At 48.0% G+C, this 19298-nt stretch carries 22 protein-coding genes and 1 other annotated feature; all 22 genes read left to right on the top strand.

The window, feature by feature from the left end:
• The first annotated feature begins 33 nt into the window (after positions 1 to 33).
• Positions 34 to 1221, top strand: a complete 1188-nt coding sequence (locus AC3RCI_RS23150) for an SPOR domain-containing protein (RefSeq protein WP_492526589.1) — start codon at positions 34 to 36, stop codon at positions 1219 to 1221.
• A gap of 144 nt (positions 1222 to 1365) precedes the next feature.
• Positions 1366 to 1608, top strand: a complete 243-nt coding sequence (locus AC3RCI_RS23145; RefSeq protein WP_095293309.1) for a DUF4321 domain-containing protein — start codon at positions 1366 to 1368, stop codon at positions 1606 to 1608.
• Positions 1609 to 1699: 91 nt separating this feature from the next.
• Positions 1700 to 2311 carry a Maf family protein gene (locus AC3RCI_RS23140; protein WP_492526587.1) on the top strand — a complete coding sequence of 204 codons (612 nt, stop codon included), beginning with the start codon at positions 1700 to 1702 and terminating at the stop codon, positions 2309 to 2311.
• Positions 2312 to 2346: 35 nt separating this feature from the next.
• The gene (radC, locus tag AC3RCI_RS23135) at positions 2347 to 3036 is read left to right on the top strand and encodes a RadC family protein (RefSeq protein WP_095361429.1); all 690 of its coding nucleotides are present in this window, start codon (positions 2347 to 2349) and stop codon (positions 3034 to 3036) included.
• Between the two features lie 185 nt (positions 3037 to 3221).
• Positions 3222 to 4256 carry a rod shape-determining protein gene (locus tag AC3RCI_RS23130; protein WP_095293312.1) on the top strand — a complete coding sequence of 345 codons (1035 nt, stop codon included), beginning with the start codon at positions 3222 to 3224 and terminating at the stop codon, positions 4254 to 4256.
• 185 nt (positions 4257 to 4441) lie between these two features.
• On the top strand, positions 4442 to 5317 hold the full coding sequence (gene mreC / locus AC3RCI_RS23125; protein ID WP_154896280.1) for a rod shape-determining protein MreC: 876 nt from the start codon (positions 4442 to 4444) through the stop codon (positions 5315 to 5317).
• Positions 5317 to 5850, top strand: coding sequence for a rod shape-determining protein MreD (gene mreD / locus AC3RCI_RS23120; protein WP_095361431.1), 534 nt, complete (start codon positions 5317 to 5319; stop codon positions 5848 to 5850). Before mreC ends, mreD begins: the two co-directional genes overlap by 1 nt.
• A 74-nt stretch (positions 5851 to 5924) precedes the next feature.
• The gene (minC, locus tag AC3RCI_RS23115) at positions 5925 to 6587 is read left to right on the top strand and encodes a septum site-determining protein MinC (RefSeq protein WP_095293315.1); all 663 of its coding nucleotides are present in this window, start codon (positions 5925 to 5927) and stop codon (positions 6585 to 6587) included.
• 3 nt (positions 6588 to 6590) lie between these two features.
• Positions 6591 to 7385 carry a septum site-determining protein MinD gene (gene minD, locus AC3RCI_RS23110; RefSeq protein ID WP_024633965.1) on the top strand — a complete coding sequence of 265 codons (795 nt, stop codon included), beginning with the start codon at positions 6591 to 6593 and terminating at the stop codon, positions 7383 to 7385.
• Between the two features lie 236 nt (positions 7386 to 7621).
• Entirely contained in the window at positions 7622 to 8500 is an 879-nt protein-coding gene (locus AC3RCI_RS23105) for a peptidoglycan DD-metalloendopeptidase family protein (protein WP_336782736.1), read from the top strand.
• The gene (locus AC3RCI_RS23100; protein WP_336782735.1) at positions 8493 to 9353 is read left to right on the top strand and encodes a M50 family metallopeptidase; all 861 of its coding nucleotides are present in this window, start codon (positions 8493 to 8495) and stop codon (positions 9351 to 9353) included. Before AC3RCI_RS23105 ends, AC3RCI_RS23100 begins: the two co-directional genes overlap by 8 nt.
• A 106-nt stretch (positions 9354 to 9459) precedes the next feature.
• Positions 9460 to 10710, top strand: a complete 1251-nt coding sequence (locus AC3RCI_RS23095; protein ID WP_127541093.1) for an Rne/Rng family ribonuclease — start codon at positions 9460 to 9462, stop codon at positions 10708 to 10710.
• Positions 10711 to 10766: 56 nt separating this feature from the next.
• Positions 10767 to 10851: a sequence feature (ribosomal protein L21 leader region), on the top strand.
• 14 nt (positions 10852 to 10865) lie between these two features.
• Positions 10866 to 11177, top strand: coding sequence for a 50S ribosomal protein L21 (gene rplU / locus AC3RCI_RS23090; protein WP_095293319.1), 312 nt, complete (start codon positions 10866 to 10868; stop codon positions 11175 to 11177).
• A 13-nt stretch (positions 11178 to 11190) separates the two neighbouring features.
• Positions 11191 to 11520, top strand: coding sequence for a ribosomal-processing cysteine protease Prp (locus AC3RCI_RS23085; protein ID WP_492526585.1), 330 nt, complete (start codon positions 11191 to 11193; stop codon positions 11518 to 11520).
• A gap of 23 nt (positions 11521 to 11543) precedes the next feature.
• A complete protein-coding gene (gene rpmA / locus AC3RCI_RS23080; RefSeq protein ID WP_095293321.1) occupies positions 11544 to 11855 on the top strand; it encodes a 50S ribosomal protein L27 in 312 nt (103 codons plus the stop codon).
• Positions 11856 to 12015: 160 nt separating this feature from the next.
• Positions 12016 to 12753: a Spo0B domain-containing protein gene (locus AC3RCI_RS23075; RefSeq protein ID WP_127541095.1), complete on the top strand. Its 738-nt coding sequence runs from the start codon at positions 12016 to 12018 to the stop codon at positions 12751 to 12753.
• 15 nt (positions 12754 to 12768) lie between these two features.
• Entirely contained in the window at positions 12769 to 14079 is a 1311-nt protein-coding gene (gene obgE / locus AC3RCI_RS23070) for a GTPase ObgE (protein ID WP_336782728.1), read from the top strand.
• A 244-nt stretch (positions 14080 to 14323) separates the two neighbouring features.
• Entirely contained in the window at positions 14324 to 14761 is a 438-nt protein-coding gene (locus AC3RCI_RS23065; RefSeq protein ID WP_024633956.1) for an ACT domain-containing protein, read from the top strand.
• 107 nt (positions 14762 to 14868) lie between these two features.
• A complete protein-coding gene (locus AC3RCI_RS23060) occupies positions 14869 to 16155 on the top strand; it encodes a homoserine dehydrogenase (RefSeq protein ID WP_336783120.1) in 1287 nt (428 codons plus the stop codon).
• Positions 16156 to 16274: 119 nt separating this feature from the next.
• Positions 16275 to 17345, top strand: a complete 1071-nt coding sequence (gene thrC / locus AC3RCI_RS23055) for a threonine synthase (protein WP_095293324.1) — start codon at positions 16275 to 16277, stop codon at positions 17343 to 17345.
• Positions 17342 to 18310: a homoserine kinase gene (gene thrB, locus AC3RCI_RS23050; RefSeq protein WP_492526583.1), complete on the top strand. Its 969-nt coding sequence runs from the start codon at positions 17342 to 17344 to the stop codon at positions 18308 to 18310. The genes thrC and thrB overlap by 4 nt, the downstream gene beginning before the upstream one ends.
• Complete coding sequence (pheA, locus tag AC3RCI_RS23045) at positions 18307 to 19188, top strand: prephenate dehydratase (protein WP_390586742.1); 882 nt, start codon at positions 18307 to 18309, stop codon at positions 19186 to 19188. Before thrB ends, pheA begins: the two co-directional genes overlap by 4 nt.
• The last annotated feature ends 110 nt before the right edge of the window (positions 19189 to 19298 follow it).

The following is a 19298-nucleotide window of genomic DNA, read 5'->3' as shown; positions in this document are numbered from 1 at the left end:
CTGATATAAATGGGACAAAGGAGAGGGTACGGGGTGAGCAATGCTAGAATGACGTTTCGTTTCGGGGAGAACGAGTCGGACAAGCCGAATCATAAGGATGAGAAAGTGATTGGAACCTTTCCACCCTTATCTGATGAGATATCGCACAGTGCTCCGCGGATCGATGTCGCGCCTTCATGGACACCGGAGGATATCCCTGGAGATTGGGGAGAGACCACCCTGAGCGGAACAAGTATACTGGAGCCGGATCAGAGAAAGGACCGGAATCCAAATCCTGTACAGTCGCAGTATGTTTATTCGGATTCTACAGTGTACCCTGACGAAAATGAGAAAGAGCTTCCTGAAGACAGCAATGATGTGGGTCATGACTGGATGGTGGATCGTGATCATTACTCCTACAAGCGAAATCGCCCTCCGAGGGGCTGGAAGATGATTGGTTCGGTTACGGGAGCACTGGTCACCGGTGCCCTTTTCGGTATGGTTATTCTCTCTTTTTTTAATCGGGAAGGAACAGGTCCGGACGTGCTTCCCCAAACCAATCAACCAGTATCGAGTGTGACGGGAGTGCAGGGGACTTCCGGGACGGACCAACAAGCACAGTCAGCACTTAGCGGAGGCAGTTACTATGCGCTTCAGTACGGTGTTTTTAGTTCGCCTGAACGTGCTGAACAGGCCAAGCTTGAACTCTCCCAGTCTGGAATCGCTGCAGGAACGGATCCGGACGATGGGAATCGGGTGTATGCGGGCATCTCTTCCGACCGTGAGGAAGCCAAACTGCTGAGCTCCCGTCTTAAGGCGGAGGGTGTGGAATTGTATGTCAAAGAGATCGCATATCCTGCAGTGGACTCTGCAGCTCTCGGTATGAATGAGGAAGATGTTCAGCTCTTCTTCAGCAGCAGCAATGCATTGGTGGAGCAACTATCCACATTGTCCATCGGGCAGCTTGGTCAAGCAAATCCAGAGCCTATAGCCTCGGAAACGATGACTGCATTACAGAATCAGCACGAGGCCTGGATAACAGGTATGGGTAAACTCTCGGCAGGTCTCGGACAAGAAGCGGCGCCGATCGTTTCAGCCATGGAAAAATCGATGAACAGTGCAATTACGGCAGTTGCCGAGTATAACAAAAATCCCTCCGATGTACACATGTGGGCGGTACAAGCGGATCTGATGAATTATGTTCTGCAGCAGAAAAAATGGCTTGAAGGGATTAAGCAATAAGTTTTCCTTCCCCTAACACAGCCCCGAAATCCCTGTCCGGCAAGGAACTGGAAATAGTTCCCCTTGCCGGATTTGTGTTTGTATTGACGTACAAAACCCCGTATAATAATGTGGGTGTCAAAAAATGGCGAGGGAAGATAACCGATGAAAAAAAACTTCGGCATGTTAATACTGTTTCTTCTGCTCGGCTGGATGGCCGGAGCGTGGATCGCCAAGGCACTGCAGCCAGTCAAGGCTGTAGCCATTCTAACCAAAGCCACGACCATACGTTGGTCACCGCAGGCTGATCTGGATATTATCAGTTATGACATTTCATTTCAATTTCAAATGAGCCTCCTCAGTTTGATTGGTATTATTGCGGCTGTATGGCTGTATCGCAGACTGTAGGAGAATGACGATTTTTGACGACGAAACTAAGCGAATGACATCTACTATGGTGATGCGACAGATGTCGCCGTAGCATAAGGAGCCGTTTATTTTGAATAAATTACAATCGCGCCCTATTATTCTGGCCTCCACTTCGCCGCGGCGCAAGGATCTGATCGCTTCACTTCAACTAGCTTTCAAAGTAATACCGAGTCACGCGGATGAAGACACGCCACCGGAATGGACTCCTGAGCAGACGGTTCAGGAGCTTGCCATGCGCAAAGCAATGGCTGTCTATCGTGGGCTTGAAGGTCAGGAACAGGACGCCATCATTGTAGGCAGTGACACTGTCGTTGTGCTGGATGGAGACATTCTGGGCAAACCTGTGGATGAACAGGATGCTGAACGTATGCTCGCCAGACTTCAGGGACGTACACATCGTGTATTCACTGGAGTTGCATGTGTTGATGCTGGAGATGGAAAGTCCGTTGTGCACTATCGGCAGACAGAAGTAACGATGAAGGAGCTGTCCGAGGCAACGATCGGGGCGTATGTTCAGACAGGCGAGCCTATGGACAAAGCAGGGTCGTATGCAATTCAAGGAATTGGCGCTTCACTGGTAGACCGCATTGAAGGATGTTACTTTAATGTTGTGGGTTTGCCTCTTTCCCTGCTCAGCGACATGTTGGATGGATTCGGAGTTCATGTGCTGCAGCGAGCCTGATTATGGGAAATGAATGATGTGAAAAGAGGGAATATATGGAGTCGCCTCAGTACATGATGCGCGACATCCCCCATGAAGAACGCCCGAGAGAACGCATGATGGAATATGGGGCGGGCGCCTTAAGCCATGCAGAACTGCTGGCTATTTTACTTCGGACAGGTACGAGGCAGGAATCGGCTGTGCACATGGCACAGCGCATTCTCACTGAAGCAGGTGGCATCCGTTCGCTAATGGATATGAGTCTGAACGAGTTGACTGCCATGAAAGGAATTGGTATGGCCAAGGCTGTTCAGCTTAAGGCTGGCATTGAACTTGGTCACCGGATTGCGCAGAGCAGACGGGTGCAGTCTCCTTCCATCCGTACACCGCGTGACGCAGCTGATATTTTACTCGAGCAGCTGCGTTACTTACAGAAGGAACACTTTGTGTGCCTTTTCCTGAATAGCAAAAATCATATTATTGCCCAGGAAACACTCTCCATGGGTAGCCTTAATGCTTCAATTGTACATCCACGTGAAGTGTTCCGTGCTGCCATCAAATGCAGCAGTGCCTCGATCGTATGCGCACATAATCATCCGAGCGGTGATCCTACGCCTAGTCCTGAGGATATTCAAATAACCAAGAGACTGATCGAAGCAGGTTCAATCGTGGGCATAGATGTTCTGGACCACATCATTATCGGCGATGGAACATACGTAAGTTTGAAGGAGAAGGGCTTAGTATAATATAATGGTTGGCGTTGATGTTTTCCTATGAATATTGACGGCGTTGTCCGTAGAAGATAGGTTCACTTTACAGATGCAATACATTTCAATGAATGATGAACCCTGCTGGATTGCAGAGGAAATGAAAATGAAACGCTCTGAACGTTAATAGGGCGGCTATATGAGGCAGAAAAGGAGATTACGTCATGTTTGGTGGTTTTACGAAAGATTTGGGTATTGATTTGGGGACAGCGAATACGCTGGTTTATGTACGTGGAAAAGGTATTGTAGTGCGGGAGCCTTCGGTGGTTGCTCTGCGGACAGATACCAAGAGCATTGAGGCTGTTGGGGAATCTGCCAAAAAAATGATCGGACGTACTCCTGGTAACATTCGTGCGATTCGTCCAATGAAGGACGGCGTTATTGCTGATTTTGATACGACGGCAACGATGATCAAATATTTTATTCGCCAGGCGCAGAAACAGCGCTCGATGTTCCAGCGTCATCCGAACGTTATGGTATGCGTACCATCCGGAATTACAGCGGTAGAACAACGTGCGGTTGAAGATGCAACAAAACAGGCCGGCGCGCGTGAAGCATACACGATTGAAGAGCCATTTGCAGCAGCCATTGGTGCAGATCTTCCGGTATGGGAGCCAACAGGCAGTATGGTTGTGGATATCGGTGGCGGAACGACTGAAGTGGCGGTTATTTCCCTCGGCGGAATCGTAACAAGCCGTTCCGTTCGTGTAGCTGGTGATGAGATGGACGAATCGATCATCCAGTATATTAAACGTCAGTATAATTTGATGATTGGTGAGCGTACATCTGAGCAATTGAAGATGGAGATCGGTTCAGCTATGCCACTGGAACAAGTGGAAACGATGGAAATTCGCGGCCGCGATCTCGTAACAGGTCTGCCTAAGACCATCACGATTACATCGGATGAAATCAGCGAAGCTCTGGCAGATACGGTAAATGCTATTGTGGAAGCTGTGAAAGTAACTTTGGAAAAATGTCCTCCTGAGCTTGCGGCAGATATTATGGACCGCGGTATCGTGTTGACTGGCGGCGGCGCGTTGCTCCGCAATCTGGACAAGCTGCTGGCTGGTGAGACAGGTATGCCGGTCATCGTAGCGGAAAATCCACTCGATTGTGTAGCAATCGGAACAGGTAAAGCTCTGGAGAACATCCATTTGTTTAAAAGCAGAAGCAGTTCGGCAGTTCGTTCCAAACGTTAATCCGGCACGGATCGCTTAATGTCACGTTCGAGTTAAGCGTGAGTCGCCAACGAAGAGGACCCGACTTCAGTCGGGAGAGCTATTACCCGCATAACCGGGGAGATCAGCGAATATTCTCGAAGGGACTATCAGTCTGCACGTCTCCCCGCCGGGCATAGCTCGGAAGAGAATATGGATGTTAGAGGGTGTTCGAACTGTTTAAGCTGCTGGGCAACAAAAGACTTTTTGTTTTGCTGGTGGGCCTTGTTACATTTATCGCGTTAATGGGCTTTACGCTCGGTCCGCGAACCGCTCTATCCTGGCCGGAAAAATTCCTGAAGGATTCAGTCGGATTTGTACAATACGTATTTTACAAGCCCGCTTCTGCTGTAGCGGGCTTTTTCAAAGATGTAGCGAACATGCGTGCGGTATATCAAGAAAATGAAGAGCTGCGAATCGCGATGGGGCACTATACCCGGGATCGATTGAAGTATAACGAGATGGAAAAAACCAATGATCGTTATAAGGATTTGCTAAAATTTACGGCTGAACAGAGAAATCGGTATAACTACGAATATCGTATTGCACAGGTCATCAGTGCCAATTCCGATCCCAATAGCAGAACGATCAATATTGATATTGGGGAGAATGCGGATATCAAGCCAGGCATGGCCGTCACTTCCCAGGAGGGTCTGGTTGGGGTGATCAGTCACGTTAGTGCCTATACCTCAACGGTGAATCTGCTAACCTCGATGGATGCCAACGATCCCAATTCCAATGCCATCGCAGCAACGGCGGTGGGCAAGGAAGATACGGTTTTCGGTATGATCGAGAGCTTTGATCCCAAGACGGGCATGTTCAAGATGACTAAAATTTCGGAAGAGTCTGATATCAAAAAAGGCGACGAAATTATCTCATCGGGTATTATCAATAATTTTCCGAAGTACATGCGAATCGGGGAAGTCAAGAAAATTGAAGTTGGCGAATATGGACTCACGCGCACAGCAACGATTGAACCATATGCGAGCTTCCTGGATTGGAAAGAGCTAATGGTGGTTATTCCTCCCGAGGTGAAGGAGTAATGGTGACACGCAAGCAAGTCTTGTTCCTGTTGCTGTTCGTTTTGTTCATCGCGGAAGGGACGATTTTGCCATTGCTTATTCCTTCGGGATGGCAGCTGCGCATTTCGGCCAATTTGGTCTATATCGTGATTCTGTTTATCGCTGTATATCATCATCGCCACACTGCTCTGGTGCTCGGCATCTTTTTTGGACTGCTTCATGACGTTGTATTTTATGGAGAGATGATCGGACCTTATGGATTTGCAATGGGGTTATCTGCTTATATGATGGGACTTATATTCCAGGCACCGCGTGCACCGCTTCCAGTTATGGTTACAGTCGTCATTTTGGGGAGTCTGCTTAATGACACCATGTTGTTCTTTTTATATAAGCTGTTCCGCCTCAATCACGTGACCTTTGACTGGGCTTTGCTTGAATATATGATTCCCAATCTGTTCATTCATTTCGTGTTTGCCCTGATCATTTATACTCCGCTGCGGAAGCAGCTGGAGCGTATCGGCAAAAGAAAGAGCAAGGTGCAGGAAGCATCCTGATACATTTTATAGAGTGAAAAGCAGGAACTTCGAGGCCCGGGCACGAAATGTAATGAGATGGGAGGGACAGGCTTATGACGGTAAAATCGAATCACGTAACGATTAAAGGCATCCGAGACGGCTTGGTTTTCCTGTTGGACGATCAATGTGAATTCGAGGAATTGCTCTATGAGCTCCGCTATAAGCTGGAACACAGCCATCAAAATATTTTGACCGGACCGATTGTTCATGTGGATATCAAACTGGGCAGCCGCGAAGTGACAGAGGACCAAAAAGAAGCGATATTGGACATATTGAAGCAAAAAGGGAATCTGCTCATTCGCTCCATCGATTCACCAGCCCTTAAACCAGAGGTTAAAGGGCCACCGCCAATTGTTACGATGTGTGGCATGGTGCGTTCAGGTCAAGTGCTTCATCACGAAGGGAATCTCCTGTTTCTTGGGGATATCAATCCGGGGGGCACGGTGACGTGTACCGGAGATATATATGTTTTGGGTTCACTCAGAGGCATGGCTCACGCTGGGATCGGCGGGGATGACGAGTCAATCATTGCCGCATCGGTATTTGCACCGACGCAGCTTCGAATCGCTGATATCATCAGCCGTCCCCCTGACGAATGGGAGAGCCGGGATACCGGGATGGAATTTGCTTATTTACAGGACAATCAGATGCAGATCGACAAGATGAGCAATATCGTTCGGTTGCGCCGAGATTTTAATGTGTTTAAAGGAGTGTAGCTCATGGGAGAGGCGATCGTGATCACTTCGGGTAAAGGCGGCGTTGGTAAAACAACCACCTCAGCAAACATCGGAACAGCGCTGGCGCTGCTCGGAAAAAAAGTTTGTCTGGTAGATACCGATATCGGCCTTCGCAATCTGGATGTCGTGATGGGACTCGAGAACCGGATCATTTATGATCTGTGTGACGTGGCAGACGGGCGTTGCCGTCTGAATCAGGCGTTGGTGAAAGACAAACGCTTCGAAGAATTGTACATGCTGCCTGCAGCGCAAACAAGAGACAAAAACTCTGTATCACCGGAACAGGTTAAGGACATCATTCTGGAATTGAAAAAAGATTTTGAATATGTCATTATCGATTGCCCTGCCGGGATTGAACAGGGATTCAAAAATGCGGTCGCTGGAGCAGATCAGGCTATCGTGGTAACTACACCGGAGAACGCTGCTGTACGTGATGCGGATCGGGTCATCGGTCTACTCGAAAGCTCGCATATTCAATCACCGAAGCTGGTTGTAAACCGTATTCGGAACAACATGGTCAAATCGGGCGATATGCTTGATATTGATGGTATTTTGCAAGTCCTCAATATTGATCTGATTGGCATTGTGCCAGATGATGAACTTGTCATCAAAGCGGCTAACTCTGGAGAACCTACAGTCATGAATCCAGACTCGCTTGCAGCGATTGCCTATCGGAACATTGCTCGTCGCATTCTGGGAGATACGGTTCCACTGATGCAGTTAGAGCAGAAAAAGGGCGCGTTCTCACGCTTTAAAAAGTTTTTTGGTATGGGTTAAATGGGTTAATACAATCGTCCTTATAGATATGAACACTTACCGCCGCGGCCTTTGCAGCCCGGCTTTTTTAATGCTTTCAGCACAGAAATCCCTATCATTTTTCTCCACATTAAACTCCACTCGGCAGGTTGATATAACCTGGGTGGAGTTATTTTGCTTTGACCCGGAAGCTTGTTCATATTATGAAAGAGCTCTTCATAGGATGTATTAAACAAGCCTCGGCGGGAGGATATTCCATGAATACGAAACTTCGAATCAAGCAAAGAAGAGAAGAACGGATACGGCGGTTGCTGGATGGCGCTGCGATGGAGATTATGCAGGAAGCGAATTCGGGGCCCAGCAAGAAGATTGCCGAGAGCCCAAGACCTACTTCTTCTTTTGATATACAGGATAAGACAAGACAAGTTGGATCACTACTGGCAGAACAGGAAAGGGATCCTGAATGGCTGTGGAAAAAAGAGAACGGACATTACGGTTCAGGTGGCCATACACGTTTTAACCTAGTGAAATCGTTGGTGCGTAGAACAGTAGTCAGTGCAATGGTTTTTGGTGCCGTATGGGGACTGTTTCAACTCAATGCGTCATGGGCATCTTCACCCAAAACGGTAATTGCAGATGCGCTCCATCGGGACATGGACTTTGCGTCGGCAGCGCTCTGGTATGAACGGCACTTTGGCGGGACGCCGTCTTTCCTGCCCGTGCTGGGCCACACCACAGATGCAGTTAATGGTTCGGGGGTTAGATCACTGCTGGGTAAACCGCTCTCTGGGACAATCGTTCAACCATTTGCACTGAGCATGAAGGGCATAGAGATCGTCCCCGAAGCAGAGGGGACTGGCTTTGTACAGGTGGTCAGTTCGGATGCAGGACGAGTTCTGCAAGTTCTTGGTGATACAGAGAATGGGATAACCGTAGTCATCCAGCATACAGGCAACTTGACTGCGATATATGGCCGACTGAACGAGAGTGAAGTCGAAGTGAATGACTGGGTGGAGGCCGGAAATGTCGTTGGTAGCCTCAAGTCCACAGGCGGAGAACAACCTGCCACGCTATATTTCGCTGTAAAAGAGGGCGAAGAGTATGTAGATCCTGCGGAAGTGGTTGCCCTTGATTAGGTTGTGGGGTGTACGCATTTCGCTGCATCCGTTTTTCGTCATTGTTATGCTGGCCTCCTTGGCTACAGGACATTTTATAGAACTCATCACACTGTTTGCAATCGTATTTATTCATGAATGTGGACATGCTGCGGCGGCAGCCCTTCTGGGCTGCCGTGTCCTGTCGATTCAGATGCTTCCTTTTGGCGGTGTGGCTGTTATTGAAGACGGGGGCCGGCTTACGGCTGGGCGGGAAATTATAATAGCGCTGGCCGGTCCTCTGCAAAACATATTGATGGTCGGGATCACCATGCTGCTGCAGTACGCCAACCTGGGAGATCCAGTATTCTTGGCGTACATTATCCAAGGGAATCTGCTGATTGCCCTGTTTAATCTGCTGCCCGTACTTCCGCTGGATGGTGGTAAAATAGTACAGGCACTCGTCAGTCTGATTGCTCCCTACTATACGACATTAATGTGGACCTATCGGATTAGCATCTTATGTAGTACAGGGGTTATTCTGTTTGCGATCAGCAAATGGATCACTGGAGACTACGGGCTCCCGCTGAATATCTTGCTCATTGGTCTCTTTCTGTTCTATTCCAACGTAACCGATTATCGAAACGTACCTTATCGCTTTATCCGCTTTTTGATGAATCGGGAAGGTGCATTTGCGCATCATGCGGCTACAGGCAGTTTGGCACAGCCGATAATCTCATTTCCGGCGAAACCTTTGGACACTATTCTGCGTCTATTAAAGAGAGAGAAATATCATATGGTATATGTGATGAACAGACAGGGACGAATTATGGCCGTTTTGCCTGAACAGCGAATTATCGGTTCCTATTTCAAGCAGAACACAGACAAACTGTAAAACGGTTGGTGAACTCGTCCAGATTTGGGGTAATACATATACATTGAGAATTGCAAAGACACAGAATGGATGTGGATGAATTGAATTGTCTTCTAGAGGTCAAGCCATGAAACAAATGATCGTACATAATGAACACAACCTCATGCAAATGGCGCTTCTGGAAGAAGGCAAAGCTGTGGAATTTACAGCAGAACGTACACGCGAACGCGGACTGCTTGGTTCGTTTTTCAAAGGACGGGTCGTCAACGTGCTACCGGGTATGCAGGCTGCTTTTGTGGATATAGGTCAGAAAAAAAATGCCTTTCTATATGTGGATGATGTCCTGCACCCTCATTTGGAGAAACAACCGAAGGTGAAACCTTCAATCTCCGAATTGCTTCGTCCAGGTCAGGATGTCATCGTTCAGGTTCTAAAAGAGCCGGTAGGAAGCAAAGGAGCCCGGGTGACGACACATTACTCACTACCGGGCCGATGGCTTGTCTACATGCCGATAGCGGACTACATAGCCGTCTCGAAGAAGATTGCCCGTGAAGGGGATCGCTCCCGTCTTAAGGCATTGGGCGATCAGCTCAGACGTGGGGAGGAAGGGCTGATCATTCGAACCGTATCCGCAGAAGAGCAGCGGGAGGCCATAGAGGCTGACTTGGAATCGTTGCGTGAGCAGTGGCGTTTGATATGCGAAAAAGCAGACAGTTTGCCTTCACCGAGCCTGTTGCATCGGGATCACAGCATGGTTCAGCGAATTATTCGGGATGTGTACACTCCAGGCAGCGATGAGGTTATTACAGACAGTGAAGGACAAGCCCGTGAGGTGAGGGCTTTACTGGAGGAGATCTGTCCGGGTCATCAGCCAAAGGTACAGGTTTACCGGGGCGCAGAGTCCATCTTTGCTGCGTATGGTGTTCAAGAGCAGCTCAATAAGGATTTTGCACGTAAAGTATGGCTCCCCGGCGGAGGTTACATCGTCATAGATCATACAGAGGCACTTACTGTGGTGGACGTTAACACAGGCAAATTCACCGGAGGCGGCGGGGATAGTCTGGAAGAAACCGTTACGGAAACCAACATGCAGGCAGCCGTCGAAATTGCACGTTTAATGCGTTTGCGGGACATTGGTGGCATGATCATTGTGGACTTTATCGATATGGAGGAAGCAGCCAATCGGCAGGAAGTTGCTGCAGCGCTGGAGGCTGAACTCAAAAAAGATCGGACCAAGGCTTTTGTCATGGGCTGGACCAAGCTTGGCCTGCTTGAACTTACACGTAAAAAAGTCCGGGAAGAAAGTACACTTCCTTATGTGGAGCCCTGTTCTTCTTGTCACGGGACAGGTAAAAGATATATTTCACCATTGCATTGATTTTTACTCGCGATGATGATATAATCATCAGGTATGTGTTTAGCCTATTGGTCTTGCACATGCTGTAACCGCACTGGCCGGGTACAAGAACAGCTCCGCAAGGAGGCTGTCACCTGAGACCGGGCGAGTCTGAGACATGAGGAGGTGCAAGGCAAATGTACGCAATTATTGAAACAGGCGGCAAACAGTACAAAGTCCAAGAGGGCGATGTTCTGTTCATCGAGAAATTGACTGCGAACGATGGCGAAAGCGTAACGTTCGACCGTGTCCTGGCTGTATCTAACGATCAAGGTTTGACAGCAGGTACACCATTGGTTTCCGGAGCTACTGTAACGGCTAAAGTGGAGAAACATGGCAAAGGTCAAAAGGTTGTTGTATACAAATACAAACCGAAAAAGAACTACCATGTGAAGCAAGGTCACCGTCAACCGTACACTAAAGTAACTATCGAGAAAATCCAAGCGTAAGAGGGTGCGATAAGTGATTATCGTTCAAATCTTTCGTAACGATGACGAGAGCATCGATCGCTTTTCCATCAAAGGGCATGCCAATTATGCCAAGCGGGGAGAAGATATCGTATGTGCCGGGGTATCCGCTGTTACAGTGGGTACAGTGAATTCAATCGAAGCATTGACTGGTGTCAAAATGGATGCCAAAATGAAGAATGGCTTTTTAAGCGCTTCTTTGCCAGTGCTGGAGAGAGATGGAACTTGGTCCCAGGTGCAATTGCTGCTCGAATCTATGGTTCTTATGCTCACTGATATTGCAGAGTCATACGGGAAGTATATTAAGATAGAGCAACTCAAATAAGTAAAGAAGGAGGACAACCAATCATGTTGAAATTAAATCTTCAGTTATTCGCATCGAAAAAAGGTGTAGGTTCCACGAAGAACGGTCGTGACAGTAGAGCGCAACGCCTTGGCGTTAAGCGTGCTGACGGTCAAACAGTAACTGGTGGTAGCATTCTTGTTCGCCAACGCGGAACAAAAATTCACCCAGGTACGAACGTGGGTATCGGTAAAGATGACACTTTGTTTGCGAAAGTGGACGGCGTTGTGAAATTCGAACGTTGGGGACGCGATCGCAAAAAAGTAAGCATTTACCCTGTGGACGTTGCTCCAGTAGCAGCTGCAGTAAAAGCATAATATCGGCATTCCGCCTAAGGAGCCTTCGGCAATTTTGCCGAAGGCTCTTTGTATTTAGGATGGATAGATGTTTTCGATAATGAACTGGCAGAAAAGACATGTTATACTTGGTTACGGTGGGGTTTAAAACCAACCGAGTTTTGTAGAACGGGGAGAAGCCATGAAATCTTGGAAAAGAGTGCCGTGGATTGCGGCATGTTCACTTCTGATTCCTTTGGTTTTCGTTGTGCTGTATCCGGCAGCCATTTCGAGTGCTGTATGCGCATTGTGGTCCGTGGCCGTAATCTTTGTTTCAATGAATGCGATGAAGAGACAGGCGGAAGCGGAACGCAGAACCATCATACAATCTATGGAAAAGACAGCAATTGCATCACTAAATCATCATCGGCATGATTGGATGAACGATCTTCAGGTGTTATATGGATATCTTCGGCTGGGCAAACTTGATAAATCCGTGCAATGTGTGGAAAGAATAAAAGAACGGGTAACCGAGGAAAGTCGGATTTCCAAATTAGGCATTCCCTCACTCGTTTTTTATCTCCAGTCTTTTCGTGCCAGTGGCGCCGCTCTGGAATTGCATGTGGAAGTCGAGGAAGAATTGCAGCTTAGTGCTCTGATCTCTCCCGAGGATGGCGAGTCGCTTACGGGCGCAATTGCAGATGCAATCAGAGCCTATCAATACGGTGGCGGCCGGTCGTCTTGGGGAGAGGTTCGCAAACTGACCTTGAACTTCGGACAAGACCATGGGGATGTGGTTGTTCGGCTGGACGGGGATCAAACACCCGATCCGGAAACATTACGGCAGCTTAATGCCGTACTCAAAGGAAAAAAAGTCAGAACGGAGCAGCTTCCGTCTGAAGACACGTTTATACAATTTAGAATGCCGTGTGGAATATAGGAAGAAGGGGTAGCTATGTTTGTAGATAAAGCGAAGATTTATGTAAAAGCAGGAGATGGAGGAGACGGAATTATTTCGTTCCGTCGAGAGAAGTATGTACCAAACGGCGGACCTGCCGGGGGTGATGGAGGCAAAGGAGCTGACATCATTTTCCGCGTGGATGAAGGTTTGCGTACATTGATGGATTTCCGTTACCAGCGTCACTTCAAGGCCCCTCGTGGTGAGAAGGGACGGAATAAAAGTCAGCATGGCGCGAACGCTGAGAATATGATTGTTCGCATTCCACCGGGAACTGTCATTCTGGATGATGATAGTGGAGAAGTATTGGCAGACCTGACGCGTCATGGTCAACAGGTTGTTGTTGCGCGTGGTGGCCGAGGCGGTCGGGGGAATATCCGGTTTGCCACACCAAATAATCCAGCTCCTGAACTTGCCGAAAATGGTGAAGAGGGCGAAGAACGCTATATTGTGCTTGAGCTTAAAGTTATGGCGGATGTTGGTTTGGTTGGTTTTCCGAGTGTCGGGAAATCTACCCTGTTGTCCGTTGTATCAGCGGCGAAGCCGAAGATCGGAGCTTATCACTTTACGACCATTACACCTAACCTGGGCGTAGTCGGTGTAGGTGAAGGACGCAGCTTCGTTATGGCCGACTTGCCAGGACTGATTGAAGGTGCTCATGAAGGTATCGGACTTGGACATGAGTTTTTGCGCCATGTTGAACGTACCCGCATCATTATTCACGTTGTGGATATGTCTGGCTCGGAAGGACGCGATCCGTTTGAGGACTGGGTTAAAATCAACGACGAGCTGAAGCTGTACAATCCGGTACTCGCGGAGAGACCTCAGATCGTGGCCGCCAACAAAATGGATATGCCGGAATCGGAAGAGAATCTGGAGCAATTTATGCAGAAGGTTCGTGAAGTTCAGCCGGATATTGAGATCATGCCAATCTCTTCCCTGACTCGCAAAGGAATTCAGGAACTCCTGTATCGTGCGGCGGATCTGCTTGATCAGATTCCGGACGAAGTCGTCGTAGAAGAAGTAGCGGACATATCTGAACGCAAAGTGTACAGTCTGGATAAGAAAGAGGACGAAGGCTTCCGTATTGTGCGGGAGAATGAGATCTTTGTTGTTGAGAGTGCCAAGATTGATCGCATGATGAAACGGATGCAGCTGAACTCGCATGAGGCCATCCTTAAACTGGCGCGTACACTGCGTCATATGGGTGTGGATGAAGAGCTCCGTAAACGTGGTGCTGAAGAAGGCACGATTGTGCGCATCGGTGATTTTGAATTTGAATTCGTTGAAGGCAGCAGCTACTATTAAGTTTGATGTGTAAAATTTAATGTATGCCTGCTCAAATATATAGGACATGTAAACGCAGAGAAGTGGGAAATGACCCGCTGCTCTGCGTTTTTTTTGTTTTTTCCTAACATGTGGCAGGGAGAACCTTGTATACTTTGAGAAATGGCTTAGAAAAAAATAGACATGTAACGTATTGCCCTTTTAGTATAGATCCGATATAATGTCCACTATATGAAAACATGAGTCTTTGAGGAGAGGACGTTCTGTGAATGAACGCTATTACTTAGTACGGGAAGACATTTTACCGGAAGCAGTGGTGAAGACGATGCAGGTGAAAGAGCTGCTTGCTTCGGGGGATGTCAAAACAGTGCATGAAGCGGTAGAGCAGGTCGGATTAAGCCGAAGTGCTTTTTATAAGTATAAGGATGGAATTCACCTCATCAACCAATTGGAACGGGAAAGAATCGTCACCATATCGATTGATCTGGAGCATCAGTCTGGTATATTGTCTCGCGTGTTGGGACATGTGGCTGGATATGGAGCCAACGTACTCACGATTAATCAGAGTATCCCGCTTCAAGGAAGAGCCAATGTTGTTATCTCGGTAGAGACGTCACATCTTCACGGAGAAATCGGTGAAATGTTGGATCGGATGCAGGATATGCCGGGGGTTCGGCGCACACGGATTGTAGGTCAGGGCTAACTGGATTTTATCTCATAACGTCCGGATATATGAAAAAAACTGCTTCATTGTACACAGAGAGCGTACAGAGGTGGCAGACATAAAAGACATTAGGGGGTAGATCGTTGGTGAAACCGGTAAAAGTAGGATTATTGGGACTCGGAACAGTAGGTACCGGGGTTGTTCGCATCGTGGAAGGGAACCAGGAGGATCTGAGCAGTCAGGTCGGCTCACCGATTGTTATCGAGAAGATTTCTGTAAAAAATACGGTTAAGGATCGCGTCATTGCTGTGGATCGAGCCAAACTGACAGAAGATCCGTGGGAAGTGATTCGCCACCCGGACATCGATGTGATTGTGGAGGTTATGGGTGGTATTGAACAGACGAAGGAGTACATTCTTGAAGCGCTGGAGCGGGGAAAACATATTGTCACGGCCAATAAGGATCTAATGGCTCTCCATGGCTCTGAGATATTGGCGAAGGCACAGGAAAAGAAATGTGATGTCTTCTATGAAGCCAGCGTAGCTGGTGGGATTCCCATTATCCGCACCCTGATAGAAGGTTTCTCGTCTGACCGGATTACCCGTATTATGGGGATTGTGAACGGAACAACGAACTTTATTTTGACCAAAATGAGCCAGGAAGGTGCTTCTTATGAAGAGGTCCTCGCAGAGGCACAGGCTCTTGGTTATGCGGAAGCCGATCCAACTTCGGATGTGGAGGGACTGGATGCCGCTCGCAAAATGGCAATATTGGGAACGCTGGGTTTCCGCACCAATGTGGAGCTCCAAGATGTGGCGGTTAGTGGTATTTCGTCCGTAACCCGTGAGGACATTATGTATGCCAGAAGACTCGGTTATGAAATGAAACTCCTTGGAATTGCGGATTGCCGTGATGACGAGATCAATATCAGTGTTCAGCCTACCATGGTGAGACAGAGTCACCCAATTGCCTCCGTTAATGGCGTGTTCAATGCAGTTTATGTACACGGGGAAGCAGTAGGCGAAACGATGTTTTATGGTGCGGGTGCAGGTGAACTTCCAACGGCGACTTCCGTTGTTGCAGATCTGGTGGCTGTGATCAAAAATCTGAAGCTTGGCGTAAACGGACTTAAAGCCATCGTTCCTTACAAGCAGAAGCGTCTGCAAAGCGATGAACAGATCATGTCAAAGAACTTCATTTTGCTGCACGTGGACGACAAAGCGGGCGTTTTGGCGCAAATCACGCAGATTTTTGCCGAGTATGAAGTCAGCCTCGCTTCGGTAGTTCAACAGCCGAACGAGCATAACCCGGATGCCGAGATCATCATCGTTACTCATAATGCAAGCAAGGCAAGCATGGACAAAGTGTTGAAACACTTTGAATCTCTTAGCGTTATACGCCGTATCAAGAGTGTATATCGGGTTGAGGGGTAAGGTTATTTTTCTAATCATATAAAGTTCGAATTGCTAGGTTAAATTGAATATACAATTTTTAATACTATAAATTCAGGTCTTCATATTCGTATTACTTAATCATAAAGGAGCTTACTACAATGAGATATCAAGGATTGCTGCAAACGTACAAAGAGTACCTTCCGGTTAATGAAAATACACCTATGCTTACGCTTCAGGAAGGAAACACTCCACTGATTCATGCCGAAAATCTGTCCAAGGAACTTGGACTGAATCTTTATTTTAAATACGAAGGCTTGAATCCAAGTGGTTCTTTCAAAGACCGCGGTATGGTAATGGCTGTTGCAAAAGCTATGGAAGAGGGCAGCCGCACGATCATGTGTGCCTCCACAGGGAATACTTCTGCAGCTGCAGCAGCATATGCAGCACGCGGTGGTCTGAACTGTATCGTATTGATCCCTAACAATAACATCGCACTGGGCAAGCTGGCCCAGGCCATGATCTACGGAGCCAAAGTGATTGCGATTAACGGTAACTTCGACCGTGCACTGGAAATTGTACGTGAGATTACAGCGAAGCACCCCATCACACTGGTGAACTCTGTGAATCCTTATCGCATCGAAGGTCAAAAAACAGCTGCATTTGAAGTGGTTGATCAATTGGGTCAAGCACCTGACGTACTTGCAATCCCAGTCGGCAATGCAGGGAACATCTCTGCTTACTGGAAAGGCTTCAAAGAATACAAAGAGGCTGGAAAATCGGATTCCTTGCCGCGGATGGTTGGATTCGAAGCAGAAGGCGCGATGGCAATCGTTAAGGGAGAGCCGATTCTTGAGCCAGAGACTGTGGCCACTGCGATCCGCATTGGTAACCCGGCTAGCTGGAAGACCGCTGTGACCGCGGCTGAAGAGTCCGGTGGACAGATCAATTATGTAACGGACGAGGAAATCTTGACAGCTTATCGTACAATTGCAGCACGGGAAGGTATCTTCGCTGAACCGGCATCGGCTGCTTCGGTTGCGGGAGTATATAAATTGAAGCAGGAAGGATACTTTAAAGGCGGAGAGACGGTTGTATGTGTCTTGACGGGTCATGGTTTGAAAGATCCGAACATCGCGATCAAAACGGTAGCAACAGAGCCGCTTGTAGTAGATGATTCGGAAGAAGCGGTTATGGCGGCTATTGCTCAGCTGGAGCAGCAATCCGTATGAGTTTGCAGCAACGAGTTACAGTAAAAGTACCTGCAAGTACAGCCAATCTGGGTCCGGGGTTCGATACCCTGGGCATGGCATTGTCTTTGTATGCCTGGATTGAGATGAAGCCGTCCGAACAGACGGTGTTTCATCTGTATGGAGATCATCTGAATGGTTTGCCAACGGATAGATCCAATCTAATCTATGAAGTCGCACAGATGGTATTTAATGAAGCAGGCGTGTCTGTTCCTGAACTGGAGATTTCCATGTTTTCGGATATTCCTCTTACCCGTGGACTGGGAAGCAGTGCATCTGCCATAGTTGGTGCTCTGGCTGCTGCGAACGCCTTAATTGGTTCTCCGCTATCGGACGATAAGCTAATGGATATGGCTACTTCGCTCGAAAAGCACCCGGATAATGTGGGGGCTTCTCTATATGGGGGTATTATTGCGGCTGCTTGGGATGGAAGTCGTGTGGATCACATCCGTATTGAGCCGCATCAGGATTTACAGACGTTGGTGATTGTGCCAGACTTCGAACTATCGACTTCCAAAGCAAGAAATGTCATTCCACAGCAATTTGACAAGTCGGATGTCGTGCACAATATCAGCAGGTCTTCCCTGCTGGTTGCAGCGCTGGCCAGCGGGCGACTGGATATGATACAAAGGGCGATGCTGGATCGTATTCACCAACCATACCGGGCATCTTTGGTACCTGGCATGACTGAAATTTTGGAACATGCTGTAGAGCATGGTGCTTTGGGAGCTGCACTAAGTGGAGCAGGACCAACTGTTCTGACATTGGTGGATCGGCATGATCCCCGCAAAGCAGAGCTAGAACAGTATTTGATGGAGACCATGGGCAAGGAAGGCATTAATGCAGCGCCACTATGGCTGGATCCGGACCTGGACGGTGTAACCGTACTGCCTGATCAAGATGAACGTCCTTTTTTGGACAGAATTAAAGGGGAAGTAAAAGCATGAAACGAATTGCCGTATTACCTGAAGGCTCCGTTTCCCATGAAGCTGTAGAATTTCTGTTTAATGGGGAACCGCTCGAGCTGCTTCATTCCAAACTGATTTCTGATGTGTTTCGCGCCACGGATAGTGGCAAGTCACAATATAGCGTCATTCCCATTGAAAATACAATTGAAGGCTCCGTTAGTTTGCATATGGACTGGCTGGTTAACGAAGTGGATATTCCAATGCAAGCGGAGTGGGTGTATCCCTCCATACAAAATGTGATTGGACATGGTTCCGAGTTCGCTGACGGGAGTGGTGCATACGACTTCAGCAAAATTACCAAGATCATGTCTCATCCGGTAGCCATCCCGCAGTGCCAGAACTTTATCCGTCTTCATTCCCCGGATGCTGAGCTTGAGGGTGTCAATAGTACAGCAGAAGCGGTCGAGTTGGTAAAAAAGAATCCCGGAAAGGGCTGGGCCGCTATTGGCACCCGCCTTGCTGCACAAAAGCATGGATTGGATATCATGGCTGAACGGGTGACTGATCATGATAACAATTACACCCGTTTTGTACTTATTGGTCATGAGCCAGTGCAGATTCAACGTGAGCCGGATCATGTGAAAACAAGTTTGCTGGTTACACTGCCTGAAGATGCACCTGGTGCTCTGCATCAGGTATTGTCCGCATTCGCCTGGAGAAAGCTGAATTTAACTAGGCTGGAGTCTCGTCCTACGAAGAAAAGGCTGGGCAGTTACTATTTTTATATCGATGTTGAAGAAACCGTAGAATCCGTATTGCTCACAGCAGCCATGGCTGAGATTGAGGCATTGAATTGTCAGGTCCGTGTTCTGGGCAGTTATCCCTGCTATACATATCCTTCATTGAAAACCACCTGATAAACGGTTAGGATTTGCTGAGGATTGGCATTGAGACGGGTAAAACGTGAACGTAAAAGGTTGCAACATGTTGTACAATGTAATGGAACAATTCAAGATTCGGGAGATAA

The sequence above is a fragment of the Paenibacillus sp. MT124 genome, assembly GCF_058792755.1.
This window is presented reverse-complemented; position numbering and strand designations above follow the sequence as displayed.